18 protein-coding genes and 2 pseudogenes are annotated in these 21660 nt (G+C 70.6%); 3 read left to right on the top strand and 17 right to left on the bottom strand.

Annotation, left to right across the window (positions count from 1 at the left end; all coding sequences use genetic code 11):
- Window positions 1–82 precede the first annotated feature (82 nt).
- The 7 genes from ACYUD3_RS19080 to ACYUD3_RS19050 form a co-directional block, all read right to left on the bottom strand.
- Window positions 83–1660, bottom strand: coding sequence for an MFS transporter (locus tag ACYUD3_RS19080; protein WP_470971962.1), 1578 nt, complete (start codon window positions 1658–1660; stop codon window positions 83–85).
- A 128-nt stretch (window positions 1661–1788) separates the two neighbouring features.
- Window positions 1789–2802: a zinc-binding dehydrogenase gene (locus ACYUD3_RS19075; RefSeq protein ID WP_470971311.1), complete on the bottom strand. Its 1014-nt coding sequence runs from the start codon at window positions 2800–2802 to the stop codon at window positions 1789–1791.
- Between the two features lie 70 nt (window positions 2803–2872).
- Window positions 2873–4420, bottom strand: a complete 1548-nt coding sequence (locus ACYUD3_RS19070) for a class I adenylate-forming enzyme family protein (RefSeq protein ID WP_470971308.1) — start codon at window positions 4418–4420, stop codon at window positions 2873–2875.
- A 10-nt stretch (window positions 4421–4430) separates the two neighbouring features.
- Entirely contained in the window at window positions 4431–5717 is a 1287-nt protein-coding gene (locus ACYUD3_RS19065; RefSeq protein ID WP_470971306.1) for an acyl-CoA dehydrogenase family protein, read from the bottom strand.
- The gene (locus tag ACYUD3_RS19060; RefSeq protein ID WP_470971303.1) at window positions 5714–6547 is read right to left on the bottom strand and encodes an enoyl-CoA hydratase/isomerase family protein; all 834 of its coding nucleotides are present in this window, start codon (window positions 6545–6547) and stop codon (window positions 5714–5716) included. The genes ACYUD3_RS19065 and ACYUD3_RS19060 overlap by 4 nt, the downstream gene beginning before the upstream one ends.
- Before the next feature lie 23 nt (window positions 6548–6570).
- Complete coding sequence (locus tag ACYUD3_RS19055) at window positions 6571–7794, bottom strand: thiolase family protein (protein ID WP_470971300.1); 1224 nt, start codon at window positions 7792–7794, stop codon at window positions 6571–6573.
- On the bottom strand, window positions 7791–8909 hold the full coding sequence (locus tag ACYUD3_RS19050; protein ID WP_470971297.1) for a saccharopine dehydrogenase family protein: 1119 nt from the start codon (window positions 8907–8909) through the stop codon (window positions 7791–7793). Before ACYUD3_RS19050 ends, ACYUD3_RS19055 begins: the two co-directional genes overlap by 4 nt.
- Window positions 8910–9182: 273 nt before the next feature.
- Here ACYUD3_RS19050 and ACYUD3_RS19045 point away from each other — a divergent pair, with 273 nt between their 5' ends.
- Both ACYUD3_RS19045 and ACYUD3_RS19040 read left to right on the top strand, forming a co-directional pair.
- On the top strand, window positions 9183–10121 hold the full coding sequence (locus ACYUD3_RS19045) for a helix-turn-helix domain-containing protein (protein ID WP_470971295.1): 939 nt from the start codon (window positions 9183–9185) through the stop codon (window positions 10119–10121).
- 176 nt (window positions 10122–10297) lie between these two features.
- Window positions 10298–11140, top strand: coding sequence for an IclR family transcriptional regulator (locus tag ACYUD3_RS19040; protein WP_470971292.1), 843 nt, complete (start codon window positions 10298–10300; stop codon window positions 11138–11140).
- 240 nt (window positions 11141–11380) lie between these two features.
- Here ACYUD3_RS19040 and ACYUD3_RS19035 read toward each other — a convergent pair whose 3' ends face one another.
- Window positions 11381–12292 carry a class I SAM-dependent methyltransferase gene (locus ACYUD3_RS19035; RefSeq protein ID WP_470971290.1) on the bottom strand — a complete coding sequence of 304 codons (912 nt, stop codon included), beginning with the start codon at window positions 12290–12292 and terminating at the stop codon, window positions 11381–11383.
- A gap of 523 nt (window positions 12293–12815) precedes the next feature.
- Between ACYUD3_RS19035 and ACYUD3_RS19030 the strand changes: the two genes are divergently transcribed.
- Window positions 12816–13895, top strand: coding sequence for a hypothetical protein (locus ACYUD3_RS19030; protein ID WP_470971960.1), 1080 nt, complete (start codon window positions 12816–12818; stop codon window positions 13893–13895).
- Window positions 13896–13913: 18 nt separating this feature from the next.
- On the opposite strand, the gene ACYUD3_RS19025 is transcribed toward ACYUD3_RS19030, so the two are convergent.
- The 9 genes and pseudogenes from ACYUD3_RS19025 to ACYUD3_RS18985 all read right to left on the bottom strand — a co-directional run bounded on the left by ACYUD3_RS19025 (window position 13914) and on the right by ACYUD3_RS18985 (window position 21649).
- Window positions 13914–14150, bottom strand: coding sequence for a hypothetical protein (locus ACYUD3_RS19025; RefSeq protein WP_470971287.1), 237 nt, complete (start codon window positions 14148–14150; stop codon window positions 13914–13916).
- Window positions 14151–14453: 303 nt separating this feature from the next.
- Window positions 14454–14753, bottom strand: coding sequence for a hypothetical protein (locus ACYUD3_RS19020; RefSeq protein WP_470971285.1), 300 nt, complete (start codon window positions 14751–14753; stop codon window positions 14454–14456).
- Between the two features lie 129 nt (window positions 14754–14882).
- Window positions 14883–15047: pseudogene (locus ACYUD3_RS19015) on the bottom strand (hypothetical protein); the annotation flags it as partial.
- A 59-nt stretch (window positions 15048–15106) separates the two neighbouring features.
- A complete protein-coding gene (locus tag ACYUD3_RS19010; RefSeq protein ID WP_470971958.1) occupies window positions 15107–16174 on the bottom strand; it encodes an RHS repeat-associated core domain-containing protein in 1068 nt (355 codons plus the stop codon).
- On the bottom strand, window positions 16174–16455 hold the full coding sequence (locus tag ACYUD3_RS19005; protein WP_470971283.1) for a hypothetical protein: 282 nt from the start codon (window positions 16453–16455) through the stop codon (window positions 16174–16176). The genes ACYUD3_RS19010 and ACYUD3_RS19005 overlap by 1 nt, the downstream gene beginning before the upstream one ends.
- 339 nt (window positions 16456–16794) lie before the next feature.
- Window positions 16795–17202, bottom strand: a complete 408-nt coding sequence (locus ACYUD3_RS19000; RefSeq protein ID WP_470971280.1) for a hypothetical protein — start codon at window positions 17200–17202, stop codon at window positions 16795–16797.
- Between the two features lie 423 nt (window positions 17203–17625).
- A pseudogene (locus tag ACYUD3_RS18995) lies at window positions 17626–18611 on the bottom strand (RICIN domain-containing protein); the annotation flags it as partial.
- A 665-nt stretch (window positions 18612–19276) separates the two neighbouring features.
- The gene (locus ACYUD3_RS18990; RefSeq protein ID WP_470971278.1) at window positions 19277–20686 is read right to left on the bottom strand and encodes a DUF6177 family protein; all 1410 of its coding nucleotides are present in this window, start codon (window positions 20684–20686) and stop codon (window positions 19277–19279) included.
- A 102-nt stretch (window positions 20687–20788) separates the two neighbouring features.
- Window positions 20789–21649: an immunity 49 family protein gene (locus ACYUD3_RS18985; RefSeq protein WP_470971275.1), complete on the bottom strand. Its 861-nt coding sequence runs from the start codon at window positions 21647–21649 to the stop codon at window positions 20789–20791.
- Window positions 21650–21660 lie beyond the last annotated feature (11 nt).

Raw genomic sequence — 21660 nt, 5'->3', positions numbered from 1 at the left:
GCCCGGCGGGAAGCGGGGCAGGTGCCGCCCGGGCCGCTCGAACCGGGCGGCGCGCCGCTTCCCGCGTCTGCGGGCGGCCGGATCAGATGTGCACGGCGGCGCCCTCGACCTTGCGGCCCCGCTTGGTCAGCAGGCCGACCACGGCGCCCCCGACACTCACCACGCCGGCGACGACGAAGGCGAGCTGCATGCCGTCGATGAAGGCGCCGTGCGCGATCTGCGTGATGGTCTCGGCGACGGCGGGCGGCGCGCCGGGCGGCACCGGGGCGACACCGACCGAGACGGCCTCCTTGGCCTGCGCCAGATGCTCGCCGTCGAGGGCGGGCAGCCGGGCGGCCGACCACCGGTCGGTGAACACGCTGTCGAGCTTGCCGGTCATCACCGCGCCGAGGACGGCGGTGCCGAGGGTGCCGCCGATCTGCATCGCGGTGGACTGGAGTCCGCCCGCCACCCCGGCCAGCTCCACCTCCGCGTTGCCGACGATGACCTCGGTGGCGCCGATCATGATGGGCGCGAGGCCGATGCCGAGCAGCGCGAACCACCCGAGCGTGTCGTTGGCGCCCGAACCGGCGTCGAGCGTCGACAGCCCGAACAGCGACACGGCGGTCACGAGCATGCCGGCGACGATCGGGGGTCGGGGCCCGAACCGGTTGATGAGCGCGCCGGCCAGCGGTGAGCCGACGACCATCAGACCCGTCAGCGGCAGCATCCGCACTGCGGCGTCGACGGCGCTCATCCCGTGCACGTTCTGGAGGTAGAAGGTCATGTAGAACATGGCCCCGAACAGGCAGAAGGCGAGCACCAGCATCAGGACGACGCCCGCCGACAGCGGCACGGAGCGGAACAGCCGCAGCGGCAGCAGCGGTTCGTCCGTACGGCTCTCGCGGATCACGAACAGCAGGCCTGCGGCGAGCGCCGCGCCGAGGAAGCCGAGGGTCTTGGCGTCGCCCCAGCCGTAGTCGGGGGCCTTGATCAGGGCCCACACGAGCAGGAACAGCGTGCTGGAGAGCAGGGCTATCCCGGGGGCGTCGAAGGACTTGGTGGTGTGGTCGCGCTCGGTGTCCTTCAGGAACATCAGGCCCATGACCAGGGCGATGATGCCGACGGGCACGTTGATGTAGAAGCAGGACTCCCAGTTGACGTGCTCGACGAGGAGCCCGCCGACGAGCGGGCCTGCCGCGGTGGAGGCGGCGACGACCGCGCCCCACACGCCCAGGGCGGTGTTGAGCTTCTCGGCCGGGAAGGAGGCACGGATGATGCCCAGCGCGGTCGGCTGGAGCATCGCGCCGAAGACGCCCTGGAGGACCCGCAGCCCGATCATGACCTTGATGTCGGGGATCAGTCCGATGGCGGCCGAGGTGGCGACGAAGCCGACGGTCCCGGCGAGGAAGATGCCCCGGTGGCCGAAGCGGTCGCCGAGCTTGCCGATGGTGATCAGGGTGACGGCGATGGCCAGCAGGTAGGCGTTGGTGACCCACTGGATGTCGGACAGCGAGGCGTCGAGGTCCTGCTGGATGGCCGGGCTGGCGATGGCGACGATCGTGCCGTCCAGCGCGACCAGCATCACGCCGAGCGCGACGGCCAGCAGCGACAGCCAGGGATGCCCGCGCAGCCGGCCTCTGCCCGACCCGGGCGGAGCCGATCTCTCGACGGACGTCAATGCGGGGGAGGCCTGACTCACGACCTGTTCTCCTACGGATGAGGGTGGTGGGACAGGCCTCACCTTATGTCACTTCGATGGCAAGTGGCACTCAAGTGCCACTTGCCATCGAAGTGACATTCCGCACGTCAGGGCTTGAGGATCAGCCGCAGCGGGTTCCCCTCCTTGGTGTGCAGCCGCTCGACGGCCGCCGGCGCCTCCTCCAGCGGCAGCACGTCCGTGATGGACCGGGAGAAGTCCAGCCGCCCGCCCGCCACCAGGTCCACCAGCAGCGGCACGGCGTCGAGGGCCGTACCGAAGTGCCCGAGGACGTGATGCCTCAGGTAGCTGAACCGGGTGCTGTCGCTCACCACCAGGGGGCGGCCGGACAGCCCGACCAGGACCAGGCGGCCCTCGGGGGCGAGGACGGACAGCGCCTGCTCGTGCACCGGACTGACCCCGGCGAAGTCGAAGGCGACGTTCAGCGCCCTGCCCTTGGTGGCGGACAGGACGTGGTCGGCGAACGCGGGGTCCGCCGAGTCCAGGGCGAGGTCGGCGCCCAGCTCAAGGGCCCGCTGCCGGGCGGCCGGCGCGGGATCGGCCGCGATGACCGGATAGGCGCCGACGGCCCGCAGCAACTGCACCGCGTGCGCCCCGAGACCGCCCACCCCCCACACGCCGACGGCCTCCCCGGGACGGACCGCGCCGGTACGGACGATGGCGTCCCACGGTGTGGACACCGCGTCCGGGATGATCGCCGCCTGCTCCAGCGGGATCGAGTCCGGCACGGCGAACACCGACTCCACGCTCGCCAGGGCGTACTCGGCCCAGCCGCCGTCGAAGTCGACGCCCCGGGTGTGCAGTTCGCCGTTCTTGGCGTCCCCGGCCTGGAGGACGACCCGTCGGCCGGGGGTCCACCCGGTCACTCCGGGGCCGGTGTCCGCGACGGTGCCGGCCACCTCGTGGCCGATGGTGACGGTGTCGCCCTTGAGGTGCGGCGGGCGGCCGAGGGAGCCGTCGATGAGATGGACGTCCGACATGCAGACGCCCGCCGCCGCGACCTCGACCAGGACCTGCCCGGGCCCGGGGACGGGCCGGGGGACCTCCTCGATCGTCAGCTTGTGGCTGGGGAGGTGCAGGCGCGCGGCGCGCATGAGCTTCATCGGTCTTCTTCTTTCGTTTTTTCTGGAAACGGGCCGTGGGGGCCCGTGAGATGCCCGCGGCGAGCAGTCGCTAGATGCCGCGTCGGCGTCCGCGCCAGAACGGCTCGCGGACGTCTTTCTTCAGGACCTTGCCGTTGGCGCTGCGCGGCAGCGCGTCCACGAACAGGGCCGTCTTGGGGGTCTTGACGCCGCCGAGCCGGGGGCGGCAGTACGCGAGGAGCTCGGCCTCGGTCAGCTCCGCGCCGGCGTTCAGCTCGACCACGGCGGTGACGGCCTCGCCCCAGTCCTCGTGCGGCACGCCGACGACCGCGCAGTCCTGCACGGCCGGGTGGGTCCAGATCACCTGCTCGACCTCGCTCGGCCAGATGTTGAAACCACCCGAGATGATCATGTCCTTGAGGCGGTCGGTGAGGTGGAGGAACCCCTGGTCGTCCAGGAAGCCGATGTCACCGGTGTGCAGCCAGCCGTCGACTATGGTCTCGGCCGTCCTGACGGGGTCCTTGTAGTAGCCCTTCATGACCAGATCGCCGCGCACACAGATCTCACCGGTGTCTCCCACGGGCAGCACCCGCCCGTCCGGGCCGAGCACCTCCACCCGCACCAGCGGCGCGGGCCGCCCGGCCGCCGAGAGCCGCGCGTCGTCGTCGGCCAGATGCTCCTGCGGGCGCAGGAAGGCGATCGCCGACGGGGCCTCCGTCTGCCCGTAGCCCTGGAACATCACCGGGCCGAACACCTCGATGGCCCGGCGCAGCTTCTCCGTGGACATGGGGGCCGAGCCGTACATGAAGTACTTCAGCGAGGAGAAGTCCCGCCGCTCGACGCCCGGGATCTCCAGCAGGCGGTAGATGACCGTCGGGGGGAGGAAGAGCTCGGTGACGCGGTGTTCCTCGATGAGGTCGAGGAGGGCGAGCGGGTCGGGGCGGGACATCACGACGACGGTCCCGCCGCGCGCCGCGCACGGGAGGGTGAGGGTGCCCGCGGTGTGCGTCATGGGGGCGGCGACCAGGTTCACGACGCGTTCGCCGGGCTCGTAGGGGGCGGCGAGCATCTGGTGGACGGCGCTCACGCCGAGCCCGCGGTGGGTGTTCATGACGCCCTTGGGCGCGCCGGTCGTCCCGCCGGTCGGCATGACGCCCGCGACCGACTCCGGGGCGGGGAGATGGCCGGGGAGGTCGCCGGACTCCCCCTCCAGGAACTCGTCCAGGGTGAGGGCGCCGGACGTGGCCGCCGTACCCAGGACGACCACCGACCGCAACTGCCCGGGCCCGTCGCCGAGTTCACCGGCGACCGGCAGGAACTGTTCCTGGCAGAACAGCACCTCGCAGTCGAAACTCCGCATGAGCCGCCGGGTCTGCGCGGGCGGATCGGCCGGGTTGAGCGGTACCCAGGCCAGCCCCGCCCGCCACATGCCGAGCACGCACGCCCAGGCGAGAGGGTCGTTGCCGGCGAGCACCGCGCCCTTCGTCTCCGGGGCGAGGCCCAGGCGCAGCAGCGCGTTCGCCACCCGGCAGGAGAGCTCGCCGATCTCGCGGTAGGTGAAGGTCCGTTCGCCCGCGACGAAGGCCGGCGCGTCCGGTCCTGCCCGCCAGCCCTGGTCGAAGAAATCGGTCACTGCCATGGAGATGTCCTCAGATCCTTTCCGTGGCCCGGCCCGCGCGGTGCAGCAGGCAGGTCAGCCGGCCGAACTTCAGGGAGAGCAGATGGTTCTCGCCGTCCTCGACGCGGGCCGCGCGGGCGTCGCGGAACAGCTTCTCGACCGGGTACTCCCGGGTGAGCCCGTTGCCGCCGAACAGTTGCAGCGCCTCGTCGGCCACCTCGAAGGCGAGGTCCGTGCAGGTGGCCTTGGCACCGCCGGTGTAGTACGGGTGCCTGGCGGGGGAGCGGAAGGTGTAGTCGGTGGCGCGCCGGGACACCGCGCGGGCGGCCTCCACCTTCCGGGCCATGCCGCCCAGCCGGTACTGCACGAGCTGGTGGTCGGCGAGCAGGGCGCCGCCCTGGCGCCGTCCGTGGCAGTACTCCAGCGCGTGCTCGAACGACGCCCGCGCCAGCCCCGTCATGATCTGCCCCAGCGCGACCCCGGCCGAGGACCAGGTCGCGGCGTGCCCGCGCCAGTAGTCGTCGCCCAGCGCCAGCGCGAACCGCGCCGGCACCTTCACGCCGTCGAAGAACACCTCGCCCTGCGGCAGCGCCCGCTTGCCCAGCTTCTCCAGCGGCCGGCCGCGGCTCACGCCCGGCAGATCGAGCGGTACGACGACCTCGACGCCGTGCGGATGCCCCTCGGCGTCGAAGAAGCCCTCGCCGTAGTCGGCGGCGATCGTGACGAGCGCGACCTGCGCGACGGGACCGTTGGACACCCACGCCGAACTCTGCCCGCTGATCACGATCTCGCCGCCGGACACCCGGGCGGTCAGGTTGCCCTTGTTGCCCTGGCGGGCGGCCGGGTGCCGTTCGGCCGGGTACAGGCTCAGCCCGTCGGAGCCCCGGTCGGGCTGCGTGCCGATCCAGCAGCCGATCCGGCCCTCGCACAGGCCGACCAGCTCCTCGCGTCCCGAGCGGGCCGCCATCATCCGGGGGAACGCCCCGGTCCCCAGCGAGACGGCGAGCCCCGCGTCGCCCCAGCCCAGCTCCTCGACCGCGATCGCCTGGAGCCGGGCCAGCGCGGCGGGCGGCACGTCCGGCGCGCTCACGTCGAACTCGATCCCGGACGCCTCGGCGGTCTTCAGGAACCGCCAGTACGGCGAGTCCGGCGCGACGGCCTCCGCCGCGCTCAGCCGGTCCAGCGCGATCCCGGCCGGCCGCATCACCTCACGCGCGAACCGGTGCATGGCCTGCTGCACCGCGCGCTCGTCCTCGTCGAGCGGCGCCTCGAAGCCGGTGGGCTCCACGTACGGCAGCCCGGGGCGTACGGAGGTCATGCCGTGCTCCTCGCGATCGCCGCCGGGAGGTCCAGCTCGTGCTCGACGTCCTGGAGCCGCGCGAGCCTGCCCAGCTCCTGCCGTACGGCGGGGTCCGCGAGCAGGGTGCGCAGGGCGTCGTTCTCGGCGGCGAAACCGGAGAACTGCGCGTCGAGCGCCGGGTCGTAGACCTTCGCCAGCACCTGGTTGACCGCCCGCACGGAACCCGGCGAGCGGGCGGCGATGCGCCGCGCGAGGTCGTCGACGTGGGCGCGGATGCCGTCGGCGGGCAGGGCGCGGTTGACGATGCCGTACGCGGCGGCCTCCTCGCCGTCGAAGTCCCGGGCGGAGAGCAGGACTTCGCGGGCGCGGGCCGGGCCCGCCTGGAGGGCGAGACGGGTGGTGCCGCCGCCGGCGGGCAGGAAACCGGCGCTCGCCTCGGGGAAGCAGAAGCGGCTCCGCGGGGTGGCGAAGCGCAGGTGGAGGGCGAGCAGGAACTCAAGGCCCGCGCCCCGGCAGACGCCGTCGACGAGTCCGACCGTCACCTGCGGCAGGGACTCCCACATGGTGGTCAGCGCCTGGAGGACGTTGATGTCGGGGTACTTGCTGCGCGGGGCGTCCGGGTCGTCCAGCGCGCGGAAGAGGTCGCCGATGTCGAAGTGCGCGACGAAGAAGTCGGGGTGGGCGCTGCCCAGGACCACGACCGAGGTGTCCTGGTCGAAGACCAGCTTCCCGGCGAGGTCGAACAGCTCCCCGGCCATCGCGGCGGTCATCAGGTTCAGCGGCGGGTTGTCGAGGTCGACGTACAGGACGCGGCCCGCACGCCGGACGGCGAGGGTGTCGTAGGTCATCGCGGCTCCGTTCGTAGTGGTGTTCAGGTGCCCAGCAGGGTGATCGCGGCCACGGCCTCCTCGCCCGCGTACATGCCGCCGCCGTTCTCCGCGAGCGCGATGCGCGCGCCGGGGACCTGCCGCGCCCCGGCGGCCCCGCGCAATTGCCGGACGAGTTCGTGGATCTGCCCGAGGCCCGAGGCGCCCATGGGGTGCCCCTTGGACTCCAGGCCGCCGGACGGGTTGACGGGGATACGCCCGCCCAGGGAGGTGGCGCCGGACGCGGCGAGCGCGCCGCCCGTCCCGATCTCGCACAGCCCCAGCAGCTCGGTCTGCAACAGCTCCCCGAACGCCGACGCGTCATGGACCTCGGCCACCGACACGTCCTCGGGCCCGACCCCGGCCTGCTCGTACGCGGCGCCCGCCACGCGCCGGCTGACCGAGCCCGCCCAGTCCGACAGCGCGCGCACCGAACCGGTGCCGAGGACCGAGGCGAGCACCCGCACCGGCCGGGTGGTGCCCACCCGGCGCAGACCGGCCGCGTTGCATACGACGGCCGCGGCGGCGCCGTCGGTGAGCGGCGCGCACATCGGGACGGTCAGCGGCTCGGCGACCGTGCGCGCCGCGAGGATCTCGGCGGCCGTCAGGGGCTTGCGGAAGTGCGCGAGCGGATTGTGCGCGGCGTGGGCGTGGTTCTTCTCCGCGATCAGCGCGAGCTGCTCCTTCGTCGTACCGAAGGCGCTCATGTGCGCGCGGGCGAGCGCCGCGTAGATGTCCATGAACCGGCTGCGCGGCACGCTCTCGTCCGCCGGCACGTCCCCGCCGAGTGCGCGCAGGACCGCGCGGACGCCGTCGGGGTCATGGACGTCGACACCGCCGTCGAAGAGCGCGAGCATCCTGCGCCTGTCGTCGACGTTCGTCTTCTCGACCCCGACCGCGAGGACGACGTCGGCGGCCCCCGACCGCACGTGCAGCACCGCCTGATGCAGCGCGGTCGCGCCGGTCGCGCACGCGTTCTCGACGTTGACCACGGGAATCCGCTCGAACCCCATGCTCCGCAGCGCCATCTGCCCGGGCACGACGAGCTGGCCCTCCAGCACGTCCTGGCAGGTGTTGCCGAAGTAGGCCGCCTGTACGTCCGCCAGCCGCGCGCCGGCGTCGTGGACCGCCTCGGTCACGGCGTCCCGGGTCAGCTCCTTGACCGACGCGTCACGGCGGACGCCGAACGGGGTCATGCCGACACCGGCGATCCACACGGGGTCGCTCATGCCGCGCTCTCCTCGGTGACGCGCGCGAAGCCGTAGGACTCCAGGACGCCCAACAGCTCGCGGTGCCCGAGGAGTTCGGCCGGCGAGCGGAAGCCCGCCCCGCCGGGGAGGGAGCCGAGCAGCCGGGAGGCGGCGTACGCCTGGATGAGGCCGGTCATCTGGTAGCCGGTGCTGCTGTGGATGACGACCCGGGACGTCGCCGTGTTGCCGCGCGCGGTGCACCAGTCGACGGAACGCTGCACGTGCCGGTTCTCGCGCGGCGGACTGTCCGCCGTCATACCGGCCGCCAGCCGGTCCAGGACCGGGTAGAGGGCCTCTTCCGGCAGCCACTGCAAGGAGACCTTGAACAGTCGCTCCATGTCGACGACCCGCTTCCAGATGGTCTGGTTGCGCATCGCGACGAACATGCGGCAGTTGCGCACCCGGCGGTCGTCGCGGAAGAACACCGGCAGCGCGGTGCCGCCCCAGTTCAGACCGGTCACGACATACCCGGAGCCGGGGACCACGAGATCCTGGACGACGACTCCGTCGTACTTCTTCAGGCGCCCGTCCTCCAGGTGGTGCGCGTCCGCGCGGATCACGTCGAAGATGGACTGGGTCGAGCCGACCGTGGGGATCGCGTTGGCGTAGGAGCCCAGCTCCAGGGTGTCGACGCCGGGGGTCTCCAGGCAGATGCGGGCGGCGATGTCGTGCAGCGCGTACTGCACGGACATCGCGGACGACGCCACGAGCCCGGCGGCGGCGAACTTGGGCCCCCACTCGTCGAGCAGCCACAGCATGTACTTCTGCTCGCCCGCCGTGTCGAGGTAATGGCAGCCCGCCCGCACCGCCGCCTCCACGACCGGCGCCGCGTGCCGCAGGAACGGCCCCACGACGTTGCACACCACCCGCCGGCCCGCGAAGAGCCGGGTCAGGGACTCCACGGACCCGTCCGTCTCCGCGACCTCGTAGTCGGCGGTCTCGATGCCCGGGACCTTCTCCATGGCCGCCCGCACCCGGGCCCCGTCCCGGCCCGCGGCGACGAACGGGACGCCGTACTCGCGCAGGTACTCGGCCACCAGCCGGCCCGTGGAACCACTGGCCCCGTAGATGACGACCGGGCGCACATCGCTCACGGCTGCTCCTTCCCTGGACGGCATCGAGGCACCGCGCACGCGGGCGGCTCGGCCGGTATCCGGTGGCAGAAGGCCGGCCCGCCGGGGCTCCTGCCGAAGTGGTCCGAACCACTCTGGAGACATCCGCGAAACATCGCTTGATCAGGGGCGCAACCCGGTTTGACCGTGCGCGCACGCCCTCTTTGCGGCCGGTCCGCCTGGCGGCACGGCCGGTTGCCTCCCCGGCCGGGGAGGGGGTTTCCTGCACAGAGGGCACACAGGAAGGCGGTCGGGATGGGAACGTGGTCGACCGCCGGCCTGTCACCGGCCGAGGCACCGGACGCCTGGACCCGGAAGATGCCCGAACTGCACCTCGCCTGGACCCTGTCGTTCCCCGGCCCGGAACCCTTCGAGGCTGCCGTCCGCCACCGGCGGCTGGACGGGCTGGACCTCGCCGAGTTCCGGGGCGGCCGGTACGCGGGCCGCCGCGCGGACCCGCCCGGCCCGCGGCCCCTGGTAGGGATCCTGGTCAACCTCAGCGGCCGTCTGGTGTGCCGGTACGCGGACGGCGAGGTGCCCGTCGGCCCCGGCGACCTCCTGGTCTGGGACAGCGAGCTGGCCGAGGGCTTCGACGCCGTCGAACCGCATCACGAACTGTCCCTGCTGCTGCCGCGCGAACGGGTCCCGCAGCCGCTGGCGGCGGCTGCCCGGCGCAGGAGCGCGGTGCCGGCCGGGGCCGGGACAGGGCTCGCGGCCATCGCCGCAGGACAGCTGCTGGCCATCGCGCGCGAACTGGACCACCTCAGCGACGCGGGGCTCGCCATCGCCTGCCAGGCCTTCTTCGACACCCTCGGCCCGGCGCTCGCCCCCGCCCGGCAGCGGCCCACCGCCCGCGCGGCCCTCTCCCGCCGGGCCCGCCGGTACATCGAGGAGCGGCTGGACGACTCCGAGCTGAGCGCGCCGGCTGTCGCGGAGGCGCTCGATGTCTCCGTGCGCACGCTGCATCTCGCGTTCGCGGAGACGGGGACGACGGTCGGGGGGTGGATCCGGGTGCGGCGGCTGAAGCATTGCTATCGGGAGCTGGCGGGGTGCGGGGGTGACCGGACGGTCACCGATGTCGCCTTTCGGTGGGGGTTCAATGACACGGCGCATTTCAGCAGGGTGTTCAAGGAGATGTTCGGGGTGACGCCGAGCAGTGTGCGGCGGCAAGGGGGTGTGTCGGGGGCGGGGTGAGGGGCGTTGGCGGGGTGGTCGGCGTCGGCAGGGTGACCGGCGGTGGGGGTTGATCTTCTGCGCGGTAGGTAAATGTGCCTTCTGTCACGGTCCGAGAGGTTCGCAAAGGCCGGGAAGGTTACTAAAGTGGACGGGCGTCCAATCTGATGGCCTCACCCGTCTCACCGGAGTTCGCCATGACCCACACCCCGCGCACCGAATCCGCGCTCGCCGAGTCCGCCGGGCCGGCCGCGGCCCCCGGCCGGCAGACCGCGGTGGACAAGGCGCTCGTCCTGCTCATGTCGCTCGCCGAGCACGACGGGGAGATCGGCGTGAGCGAACTGGCGCGCCGCACCCGGCTCAGCAAGTCGACGGCCTTCCGGCTGCTCGCCATCCTCCAGCGCAACGACGTCGTCGAACGGGTCGGCAGCGACTACCGGCTGGGCGCCCGCCTCTTCGACCTCGGCACCAAGGCCTACGGCCCGACCCCGCCGCTCCTCGGCGAACGGCTCCTCCCGCACCTCATCGACCTCTACGAACTGACCCACGAGACCGTGCACTTGGCGGTGCTGCACGACACCGACATCGTGTACGTCAACAAGATCCACGGCCACCGCGCGGCCCGTTCCCCCTCCCGCGTCGGCGCCCGGCTGCCCGCCCACTGCACCGGCGTCGGCAAGGTCCTGCTGGCCTTCGACCACGACGCCATGGAGACCACCATGGGGACGAGGCTGCACCGCCGGACCGAGTCCACCCTGACGGACCCGGCACAACTGCGCGCGGAACTGCGGACCGTCCGCCGCGACGGCATCGCCTACGACCGCCAGGAGGCCGCGCCGGGCCTCAGCTGCGTCGCCGTGCCGGTCATGGGGCCCGACGGCCATCCTGTCGCCGCGCTCTCGGTGGCCAGCGCGGATCAGCGGTTCGATCCCGCGCGGTTCGCTCCGGCGTTGCGGAGGGTGGCGTTCGAGGCGGCGCGGACTGTTGCTGCGGGGAGGAGGGGTGGGGGGTCTGAGGTGGAGGGGGTGCCGGGGGTTTGATCGGGTGGGTTTTCGGGTGGCGGGGGCTTCGGTTCGGGTGGCGGGTGTTTTCGGTTCGGCCGTGGGGGGGCTTCGGGGTGGCCTCGCGGGGGTTGCTCATGTTGCCGTCGGCCGGTGGCTCGGGCGGGTGTGGGGACGTCCACGTGTCGGTGGCCGGTCGGTGGCTCGGTCAGTTGCTGGTCGGCCGGCGCCTGGCCTTGTTCGGCATTTGTTTTACTCGGCTTATCCGGCTTATCCGGCTTACTCGGTCAGGGGCAGTTGGTCGCCGGTGGCCCCCGTCTCCAGGGTTGCGTAGTCGGGGTGGGCGAAGTGGTGGAGGGCGTAGATCTGGTCGGCCCAGGGCGGGTCGAGCGGGGTGAAGGAGCGCAGGCCCAGGACGCGGCCGAGTGCCCGGTCGTCGTGCTCGGCGTTGAACTCGGCGACCGCCGCCGCTTCCCCGATCTGCTCGATCGTGCCGGGGAGGTCGTCGAGGTAGCAGGTCACGCGGGGGAGCAGCCGGGTGTGGTCGTGGCCGCGGAAGATCTCCAGGGCGGCCAGCGTCGAGGAGTAGTAGTCGAGGTCGAAGGAGACGAATCCGACGGGGTGCGCACGCAGGGTGCGGGCGTGGGTGTCGAGGAAGCGGGGGACGGTCTCGGCGACGTCGCCGAACACGACCTCCGCACTGCTGCCGAGCCGGGACCGCAGCCGGGCCTCGTCCATCGTGTAGTAGCCGGGGCCGAACAGATACGGCAGATCTCTGACGTCTTTGTTCGGCGGCAGCCCGGCACCCGTGTCGAAGCCGACGACCCGCACCTCGACCCCCGTGGCCCGTGCGTAGTGCCGGGCATGCCGCGCCAGCGCCAGCAGCCCGTTCCCGCCGGCGACGCCGAACTCCACCACGGTCACGCCCGGCAGGCCCAGCCGGGCCGCCGACTCGGTCGCCCGGCGTATCCCGTAGGCGTAGTGCGGGCGTTCCACGAGTCCGAACCGGTAGGCGGTGTCCGTATCGACCCCCGGCAGCCGGCGCAGCAGCCGCGTCAGGGCGGCGTGCCGGGTGCCGGATTTCGACCACTCCCAGGCCAGGTCTGCCCATCCGCCGCGCGGGGAGTGTCCGTATGGGTGCCCTTTTTGGGGCAGGGGGCGGGGTGTGCCGTGGCCGGGTGCCGTTCTCATCGTGTTCCTCCTCCGTGATCCGGGTTCGGAAATGGACTCGGGCCTGTCGGGCCGGCGTCACGGGGCCGATCGTCACACAGCCCCCGTCGATCGGACAGGGCTCAACTCGGCCTGTACGGGGTTCGCCCGCTTGCCCCGAACGGGAGTTGACGGAACAGTGGCCGGATCGGCGGCGCTTTGCTGGGCAGGGATGCGGGCGGGGCATCGGCTCCGGTGGACCCGGCCCGGGAGGAAGAACATGCACGCGAACGATGAGGCCAGGCGGGACGAGGCGGATCACCGGCGGCGGGGTACGGGCGGCGGGGCTGCCGACCACGCCGCGCCGGCCCTGCCTCCGCTGCTGGCGTTCCAGGGCAGCGCGGGCAATGCGGCGGTTGTCCAGATGCTGCGCAGGGCGGAGCGGCCGGTGCAGCGGGCGCCTGGTCCGGGCGGCTCGGGTGCGGGTGCTTCGGGGCAGGGAGCTTCAGGCCAGGGAGCTTCGGGTCCGGGCAAAAGGCCGCCCTCGCGGAGCTTCAGCGTGCCGATGCATCCGAAAAGGGGCAGGCAGGAGGCCGAGGAAGAGGAGGAATCCTCGGAATCGGAACTGTCGGTGGCCGAAGCGACTCCGGCGATGGTGGAGGGCCCGCGCGTCAACATGTCGGGCACACAGATCGGCGGAAACCCCGAACTGGACAGCGGAAGCGAGGGGGATTACGCGGATCTCGTACTCGCCTACGAGAGAACAGCCGCCCGCTCCGGTAACGACCCCGAACCCGAACTGCGCATGCTCGACCGCGTAGCACGTCTCCTGAACGACGGCCTTGAGGAACACGACACCGGTCAGATGCAAGGGCTGAAGTCGGACGCGGAAAGGAGAAGTTACAACAAGGCCACACCGCATGTAGCCGTCACACTGAGCGGCGGTGAATTCCACGCGTACGGGAACACGGACCGCCCGTTCAAGCAGGGCCATCGCGAGAAGGCGGGGGAGAAGTTCGGGGCGGCCAAGGATTTCACCCGCCGTGAAACGGTGGCGAGCGGCCGGACGGAACGGGACCGGAGATCCATCCAGGACCGCAACAAGCTGGCCGCCCTAGTCCTGGGCGGCTACGACCCGGGAAAGGCCGACGAAGGCTGGTGGAAGGAGGCCCAGGAGGCGGCCGGAAGAGGCGTCCAGTGGGAAATGAACGAAAGCGAGGGCAGCTCTGCGAGTGTGCATGCGGAGATGCTGGCGGTGGGGGACATGATCGAGAAGAAACTAAAATCAGCTGCCCCGGACCAGACCACATCCACGGAGTACCTAGGCGGCTCACTGAAGCCCTGCAAGGCTTGTATGTGGGTAATAAGCGCGGTCAACGAATTAATCGGAGAGCAGTACGGATTCCGCATCAGAGCCACGGACTCCCACGACAACCTCTACAACAAATGGCAGATGCCGCCTTGGCTACTCCAGAGCAAGGAGGGAACCGCCGAGCACTCGGTCAAAAAACGGGTGGAGGAACTAGCGGCAGCCGAAGGAAAGGGCTTCACCAACGGGAGGCTGACAGGGGTCACACCGGAGGACAAGTCGAGCGGAAACCTACGCAGAAAAAGATCAAACTCCCGCTTCGATCCTGCCTCTTGACCGAGAGCTGCTGCCCCGTCAAGCCGGCGAATCCGAGTCAGGAAGCCAATCGATCTCCCACCGGGAAGACTCCACAAACGCCTCAAGCTCAGCTCTGTCCGCCACCCAGTAGTCTCCCCCGTCCGTGGGCGCGGACAGATCGTTGACCAGATAGATGTAGTATCCGCCGGTGACCTCGGAGTCGCCGTGGAGTTTTACGAAGTACCCCTCGTAGAACCCCGACACAATGCGCCCGTATCGCTCCATGGTGCTCATCGATATCCTCAAGTGTCGACCTCGATTCCGCCGCGCGAAAATCGAGCGAACCATCTGAAATATCGGTGATATCTCCCCGGGCGGATTCCCAGGATTCATAGTGCCCGGGACGCCCGATGGTCGGCCCGTAAGGGCCAACTCGAACCGGATCCGTAATCGACTCCTTGATCTCATTCAAAATCTTGCGCACTTCCTCCGCACCGGCCCCGTGAGCCCGACTCCAGCAGCTGAGCCAGGAAACGGGAGGCGCTGATTCTGCCGCCCGAACACAGACCCAGGTTCTACCGGTAGCCCAAACTTTCACTAGTGCCCTCCGATCATCATCTCGATCAGGATATCTGGATGCATATCCCCGGAAAGAACTCGATTGGCTATCTCGGCCGTCCGGTTGTTCCCGTCGGCGATGTGCAGTACGGATGCCGGAAGATTTATACCGTCTCCCGGGGAAAAGTCCCGGAATCTTGTTATCGGTTCCCTCCCATTCGGCCCGTCGAAGCGAATGAGATCCTCGTTGGAGAGGGCTGTCACTCCGCCGTGACCCGCGGCGGCGCTGCCGTACATCTGCTCGCGTGTCGTCGGGTTGCCGGCGATTCGATCCACCATCTCACTTGCCTTCGCATAAAACCGCGTGGGCGTCTCATGGATCGGCAGGTCCGCGAGAGCGGAATTACAGTTATGAACAAGGATCGGCGTAGTCCCCGCCAGCACAAAGCACGTATGCAGTTCCCCGACCGTCAGGTCATAGGTGACCCCGTCCCGGTGGACGTTCCGTACCCCCGTCACCGTGACGGTCGTTCCGTCGGGCCGGCGGAGTTTTGTGCCGGGGGCCAGGTTGTGGGCGTCGGTCCAGCGTCGGTGTCCGGCGTCCCAGAAGGGGTGGTGCCAAGTGGTGGTCAGCGTCTGTGACTTGTTGCCGGCGGCGGGCGGCGGGGCGCGGACCGGGGGTGCCGTCAGGGTCAGGGTCGTGAAGTCCCGGTGACGATGACCTGCTGGACCGGCTCCGCGGCCGTGACGCCCGTCTGGGGATCCGTCGCGAGGACCTTGTCGCCCGCCTTCAGCTTGCCGATCGCTCTCACCGGGCCGTCGGCCAGCCGCACCGCGGTGCCCGGCGTGAAACTGTGGACCGCGCAGGTGGCGGCCTCCCCCGCGTCCGCCCCCGCGCTCTCCGACTGCCGTGCCTCAGCCATCGCCCGCTCGGCCCGGGCCGCGTCCTGCGCGACGCGCGCCGCCTCCTCCGCGTCCTTCACCGCCGTGTAGGCCCGGTCGAGCTGCCGCCAGATCTTGAAGGCCTCCACCCCGACCTTGATGGCCTTGAACGCCTTGCCCCAGGGCACGGCGGTCAGGGCCGTGTCGAGGCAGCCCATGGCGTCGCCCTTGGTGAAGCAGTCGTAGGCGTCGGTGATGCCGAGGACGTCCGCGACGAGGTTCAGCAGCTGGTGCTTCAGCCCCGACGCCTGTTTCCTCGCCGCCGCTACCGCGGCGTTGGCCGTGGACTTGGCGCGGGCCACGGCGGCGGCCTCGGCCTGCGGGTCGTAGGTCTTCTCGCTGATGTTCCCGCCGCCGGACCCGAAGGAGTGACCGTCGGAGCAGTGCCCGTGGTGGCAGGTGGCGTGGTTGGAGCCGCCGGGGCCGTCGGTGATGTAGCGGACGGGGTTGCCGGGACCGGTGCCGGTGCCGCCGATGGGGTAGCCGACGCCGCACAGGTCGGCGGGGCACTCCCCGGAGGGGTCGGAGAGGGGGACGGGGGAGTCGGCGGCGTAGTCGTACGCGTTCCAGGTCTGCGGGGCGCCCGGGTCCAGCACCGGATCGGGGCTCAGGAAGCGGCCGGTCGCCGGGTCGTACTCCCGTGCCCCCAGGTTCGTCAGGCCCGTGTTGCCGTCCTGGACACCGCCGACGAAGCCGCGCTGCCCGCTCCAGGGCCCGGACTGGCTCCGGGTCTCGCCGAAGGGCTTGTACTGGCGCCGGGTGACGGCCTGAGGCTGGGAGTCGACGGCCAGGGTGGCGGTGCCCTGGTGGTCGGGGATCAGGTACGTGAAGTGCCCGTCGGAGGAGTGGACGGCGACCGTCTCCCCGGCGATCGAGATGTAGCGTCGTCGGCGCCGGCCGCGCCCTTCTTGAGGGTGAGCTCCTCGTCGCCGGCGTAGAGGGTCGTGGTGTCCGGGCCACGGCGCAGGAGCGGGGCGCCGTCGGCGTCGTAGAGATACGTCGTGCCGGCTGCCGTGCCCGTCGAGGACAGCTCGGAGAGGTGGTCCTCGTCGTAGACCGTGCCGGTCTGGGATGGTGTCTGGTCGTCCGCCGCGTCCACCAGGGTTCCATAGGGGGCGCCCGTGTCGTAGTACGGGCGGACGAACTCACCGGCCAGTCGTGGGAGTCGTGCACCGTGTCGGTGATGGTGTGGTCGTCTGGGTCTCGCGGGGCGGAGTGGGGCGTCGTGACGTGCGGTAGGTGGCTTGGGCCCTGCACGGCCGCCGCCGACGCGAACCAGGTCGGCACCCATACCTGGGTCATCGATCAGTTCGACGCCGATGCGCCGATGGTGAGTTGGGCGGATAGGGAAGCGGCTGTGGCGGTGCCCGATGCGGTGAGGGAGCCCCGCCGGGGATGTTTGACTCGGCGGTGTCTGGATCTCGGCGGTCCGCCGTGGTCACTCCTCTTCGGTCAGGGCCGCGCGCAGGTGAGTGATCAGGTCGTTCCTCGGCACCTCGATCCAGTCGGCGCCGGGCGCCCCGGGGTGGACGACCTTGTAACGCCCCGCGTCCGGCTCGTGCACCAGGATCTGACGGCTCGTCCCGTCCAGCGGGTCAACTCGCAGTCGTACGGCGCCGTGGGTGATCGTCGGGAACGTGTTCCGGAGTACCTCGTCCGCGTGGAGGCGACGCAGAAGGTCCCTTTGCCCGTGGTGGAAGTCGGACGACAGGAGGTCGGTCCACTGCGAGACGGTGGGCTCGCCTCTTTCCAGTGCCTTGGTGAACTCGTCGAGTTCCAGAAAGCCGAATTCCACCGCCAGTTCGGCGAGCGGTACTCCTTCCCGCCAGGCGGCGACTGCTTCCACTAGCTTTCCGAGGTCATCTGTCGAGCCGATCTTCCAGGAGTGGCTGGGAATGTGGACGCGTAGATGGAAGCGCCGTTCCTCCGGAGAGGTCGACCGATACGTGACCCCTCGGCGTCTCGATGCTGACGATGTCGGTGACCCAAGAGGAGAGTCCGATGTCGAGGCCGAGCAGCTTCGCCGTCTCTCGCATGGCCGGTCCGAGTCCGCCCGAGGAGGTCACGTCCGGGTACAGGTCTTGCTGATGGGGTTCCATGCGTGCTTCTCGTGGGTCAGTCGGATGTAGGTGTCCGGTGGGAGGCGGAACGCGAGATCGGGGGCGTCCGTTCCGCGGTGTCCGTGACGCGGCCTTGGCGGAAGAAGTACTCGCCTCCTTCTGCGCCGCCCGCCGCATCAGTTGTCCCCCAAACTACAGCTGGCGGTCGCCCTGCCAGGAGTGTCGGCGGCCGTGCGGGCCGCGGTCGCGGCGTCTCCGGCGTTCAGGGACTGGGCGTACGCCTCCTTCGCGTCGGCCTTGGCGCGCAGGGCGTCGGCCTTCTGCTCGGCCGACCAGGCGTCGTCGCGCTTGGACTTGGCGCTGTAGCGGGCCTTGACGGCGTCGTCGCGGCGGGCGGACGCGGTCGCCTCGGCGTCCTCCGCCTTGCCCTTGGCGCTCTGCGCGTCGGCGGCCTCGGTCTGGGCGGTCTGTTTGTACTGGTTGGCTTCGGCCTGCTTGGCGGCGGCGTTCTTCTGTTCCGCGAGTGCCGTCTTCTCCTGCGCCTCGGCGGCCAGCCGCCTGGCACGGGCGTCGGCGGCGGCCGTCTTCGCGTCGCCCTCGGCCTTCAGGGTGACCGCGAGCTTCGCCTCGGCGTCTCCTTGTCCTTCTTCGCGTTGTCCCGGTGCAGTTTCGCCGCGTCCGAGGCGGTCTTCGCCTGGAGTTCGGCGGTCCGCGCGGCCTCCTTGCGGAACTCCGCCTTCGACTGCGCGGCCTGGACGAGCGCCCGCTGCGCGATGGTCTGGCTGTCGGCGCCGGAGGCCCGGGTGGCGGCCTCGGCGGTCTCGCCCGCCTTGACCAGGGCTTCCAGCGCCGCCACGGCACCCTTGGTGACCTGGGCTTTCTGCTGGGCGGCGAGCAGGCCCCGGCCGCGCGGGGCGCCGTTGCCGTCCGCGATCGTGTACGCGGCCTGGACGGCGGTGTCCGTGGCGGTGGCGGCCTTGCGGGCGGTGGCCAACTGGGCCTTCAGGGCGAAGAGTTGCTTCGTGGCCTGGGCCTGGACCGCGGTCATGCCGCGCTTGGCCTGGTCGAACTGGGCGGCGGGCGGGACCTTGCCGGTGTGTCCGGTGGGGACGACCCGGAACCTCTGCGAGTCGCCGCCGGTGCAGGTCCATAGCCTCGCGTCGGTGCCGTTGGTGAAGTTCGGCAGGTCGAGGCACTACGCCGAGGACGACGTCCGCAAGGCCGCCGAGCTGTGGGTGACCCGGAAGGGCAACAACGCGCTCTCGGCGGCGATCAGCCCGGCGCAGCACGACTTCCGGCGCCGCTATGCGCGGGCGATCGAGGAAGGGGACAAGGTCACGCTCCAGGCGCTCGACCTGTTCCGCAAGGACGTCCCAGATCGTCGACTACGGCGACCCCTACATGGAGATGCTCTCGATCTTCCTGCGCCTGCTGGAGAAGGTCATTGCCGACTCCGCCTGGGGCCGCTGACGTCGACATCTCGCTCGTGGGAAGGAACCGAAGTACGTCGCGCTCCAGGTCGTCATAGACAAGATGAACGACCTCTTCGGTGCCGAATCGTTCGCTGAGTCCCAGATCAGGGAGTTCGTGCAGGGACTCGTCCGGCGGCTGCTCGCCGATCCGGACCTGATCAGGCAGACCAAGGTGAACTCCAAGAAGCAGTTCGTGGAGTCACCGGACTTTCAGGCAGCCGTTACGGAGGCGGTCGCAGACAACCAGGACGCCCACAGCACGATGGCTGACTATTTCTTCACCGATGGGCCGGCCATCAACTCGATCAGCGGGCGGATCACCTTTGGTACTCGAGTAAGTCACCCGCCGGGTGAGGGGTGCCGGCTGGACAGTCCCCGCTGTCACCTCTCAACTGCCGTCTGCCGCGCGGGCGTTCAGATGGGCGGTGAGTTGCCGGAGAGCGGTCCATCCCTCGGCGGCGCTGCCCCCGCTGAGGGTGTAGTGGAGGGTCGGCCGACCCGGGGTGCCGAGTTGTTTCGGGGGTGTGGGGGTCGGTGGGTGCTGGGCGTGGTGGAGGCCGATGGTCTGGATGTCGCCGGGGCCGAGGGTGAAAGCGATGGGGGTGGGCGGGCCTTCTAGGTGGGGCGGGAGGGTGAGGTCGGCGCGGGCGGTGCGGAGGGTGGTGAGCATGGTGGTGAGGTTGTGATGGGTGGCGAGGGTTGCGGCCAGGGACTCGATGGCGTCCAGGGGGACGCCCTGTGGGGTCGAGTAGCCGAGGGTCAGGGTGGTTTCTTCGGCGACGCCGGCTGTGGTGCGGGTGGTGAGGTGGGTGGCGATGGCCGGTCGTTCGGGGGCGCCGACCGCGAGGAGGTGGGTGGGGGCGGGTGCGCGGTTGCGGGCCAGGTCGGTCAACTGGGTGGGGGACCAGGGCAGGTTGACGGGTTCGGCGGTGCCCCAGCTGGTGGGTGCCGCACCGGTGAGGTGGCGCCACGCGGTTTCCAGGGCCTGGCCGAGGATCAGGCTGGGGGCCGCGGGGTGGATAGTGCGGAAGGAGACGGTCAGCTGCCGTTGCTGTCCGAGGCCGGTCGTCGGCGTGAACGCTTCGGAGAGCGTGACGGCGGTGGGGGCGAAGGTGCCGTCGCGCCAGGCGAGGGGGGTGCCGGCGAGGCCGTCGTAGTAGCCGTTCCGCGGGTGCTGGACGATCCAGCGGTGGGGGGCGCCACCGAGAGCTGTGCGCAGGGGGAGGGTGAGGCGGGTGTGGGGTGGGGTGACGAGGTGGAGGGCCCGGTTCGTCGCGGTGGTCTCGCGGAGAATGGCGGAGAGCCAGCTGGTGAGGGGGAGGACGGGGCGGTCGGCGATGACGACCGCGGTGGAGTCGGTCAGGACGTCGACGGTGGGTACGGCCGGGCCGGGGTCGGGCACGGTGTCGTGTTCCCCGATGGCGGTGACGGTGCGGGTGGTGGCTGCTGCGGAGGGCCAGACGGTGCCGCCGAGGAAGGCGGTCAGCCGGCCGCAGAAGGCGCCGGCGAGGTTTTCGGCTTCGGGTACGGCGGTGGTGGCGCGGGCCTCTGTCCACCAGAATGGCGGTTCGGGGGGCTGCGCGTGGGGGCCGAGGAGGCGTTGGGCTTCGCCGGAGGTGTGGATGAGCAGGGGCGCTTCGACGGACACGAGGGGGCGGCCGGCGGGGGTGCACAGCTGGAGGACGGCGCCGTCCTCGGTGGCGGCGAGGGTGAGACCGGGGCCGCCTGCGTACAGGGCGGTGAGCAGGGTCTTGGTGTCGGGCATGTTCGGGGTGAGGGCGATGATGTCCCTGGTCATGGGGGTGTCTCCGGTGCAGGTTGCGGGCCTGTTTCGCGCAGGGGGTGTACGGCGCTGTCGTACTCCGCACTCGACGTCGTCGGGACATGGCCCCCGCGCGGATCAGGTCTCGTACTCGCCCACCCACGTGCGCTGAAGCAGGTGCTTCGGCAGATAGCCGGACTCCACCTCGACCGGGATGCCGCCGTCGTGAGCGAGGCAGGCGATGGCCAGCGGGCCCAGTGCGAGGAAGCCCTCGACGCTCTCTTCGCGTTCCTCGGTCTCGGTCCAGTACTGCTTGTGATGGTCCAGCGCCTCGACAAGCGCCTGGTTGAAGCCTGCCTCGTCCTTGCGGAGGAACTTGTGGAACAAGTTGATCGGCTGGTAGAGAATCTTTTCCAGCAAGTCCCGATCGGTGATTCGCGCGATATCCGGATATGAATTCTGGATCGCGGCAGTCAACTCGTCGACCAAGTTGGAGCGCTTGAGCCAGTAGGCCTGCAAAGCGCCCACCCAGTGGTAAATGTATTCGTCATAGGATGCGCCCGATGCGCGCAGGAAATCCACCGGGATCTCGCACAGCTGAGTCATCCGGGCCTGGTCGCGGCAGACGATCGCGAACCAGAACGCGGTCAGCCAGTTTCCCGCGCTGGAGTAGGACTGGACACCGGTCGCGGGAAGGGAGAAAAGATGGCGGTTGATGCGGCATGGCACGCTGCCGTCCGTACGGACCGACGTGGCGAAGAGGGCGGACCCCACCTGCATCGCGTTCACCGTCGCTTCCCAGGTCTCCAGCGCGATGGCCTCGGGATCGGCGGCGCAGTGCGCCTGTGCGGACATCACCGCCTTGTCGAAGGTGATGTCCAGCATGCGCGGCGACCGCTCAAGACGGAGGACCGACCGCGCCGTGCTGTCGGCCAGCCGCTTGGCGTAGCCCGCGTCGTCGGGCCCCGGCTCACTGTGCCGGGCAACCTGAATATTCACCGGTACTCCCG

The organism is Streptomyces sp. AMJ-169, assembly GCF_055597585.1.
This window is presented reverse-complemented; position numbering and strand designations above follow the sequence as displayed.

What these genes read in the sequence shown, in the direction of transcription:
- ACYUD3_RS19060 (WP_470971303.1), bottom strand. Translation starts at nt 6,547, where the DNA reads ATGACCTACGACACCCTCGCCGTCCGGCGTGCGGGCCGCGTCCTGTAC.
- ACYUD3_RS19040 (WP_470971292.1), top strand. Translation starts at nt 10,298, where the DNA reads ATGACCCACACCCCGCGCACCGAATCCGCGCTCGCCGAGTCCGCCGGG.
- ACYUD3_RS18990 (WP_470971278.1), bottom strand. Translation starts at nt 20,686, where the DNA reads ATGACCAGGGACATCATCGCCCTCACCCCGAACATGCCCGACACCAAG.
- ACYUD3_RS19020 (WP_470971285.1), bottom strand. Translation starts at nt 14,753, where the DNA reads ATGGTGGATCGAATCGCCGGCAACCCGACGACACGCGAGCAGATGTAC.
- ACYUD3_RS19075 (WP_470971311.1), bottom strand. Translation starts at nt 2,802, where the DNA reads ATGAAGCTCATGCGCGCCGCGCGCCTGCACCTCCCCAGCCACAAGCTG.
- ACYUD3_RS19055 (WP_470971300.1), bottom strand. Translation starts at nt 7,794, where the DNA reads ATGAGCGACCCCGTGTGGATCGCCGGTGTCGGCATGACCCCGTTCGGC.
- ACYUD3_RS19035 (WP_470971290.1), bottom strand. Translation starts at nt 12,292, where the DNA reads ATGAGAACGGCACCCGGCCACGGCACACCCCGCCCCCTGCCCCAAAAA.
- ACYUD3_RS19045 (WP_470971295.1), top strand. Translation starts at nt 9,183, where the DNA reads ATGGGAACGTGGTCGACCGCCGGCCTGTCACCGGCCGAGGCACCGGAC.
- ACYUD3_RS19065 (WP_470971306.1), bottom strand. Translation starts at nt 5,717, where the DNA reads ATGACCTCCGTACGCCCCGGGCTGCCGTACGTGGAGCCCACCGGCTTC.
- ACYUD3_RS19070 (WP_470971308.1), bottom strand. Translation starts at nt 4,420, where the DNA reads ATGGCAGTGACCGATTTCTTCGACCAGGGCTGGCGGGCAGGACCGGAC.
- ACYUD3_RS19030 (WP_470971960.1), top strand. Translation starts at nt 12,816, where the DNA reads ATGCATCCGAAAAGGGGCAGGCAGGAGGCCGAGGAAGAGGAGGAATCC.
- ACYUD3_RS19025 (WP_470971287.1), bottom strand. Translation starts at nt 14,150, where the DNA reads ATGAGCACCATGGAGCGATACGGGCGCATTGTGTCGGGGTTCTACGAG.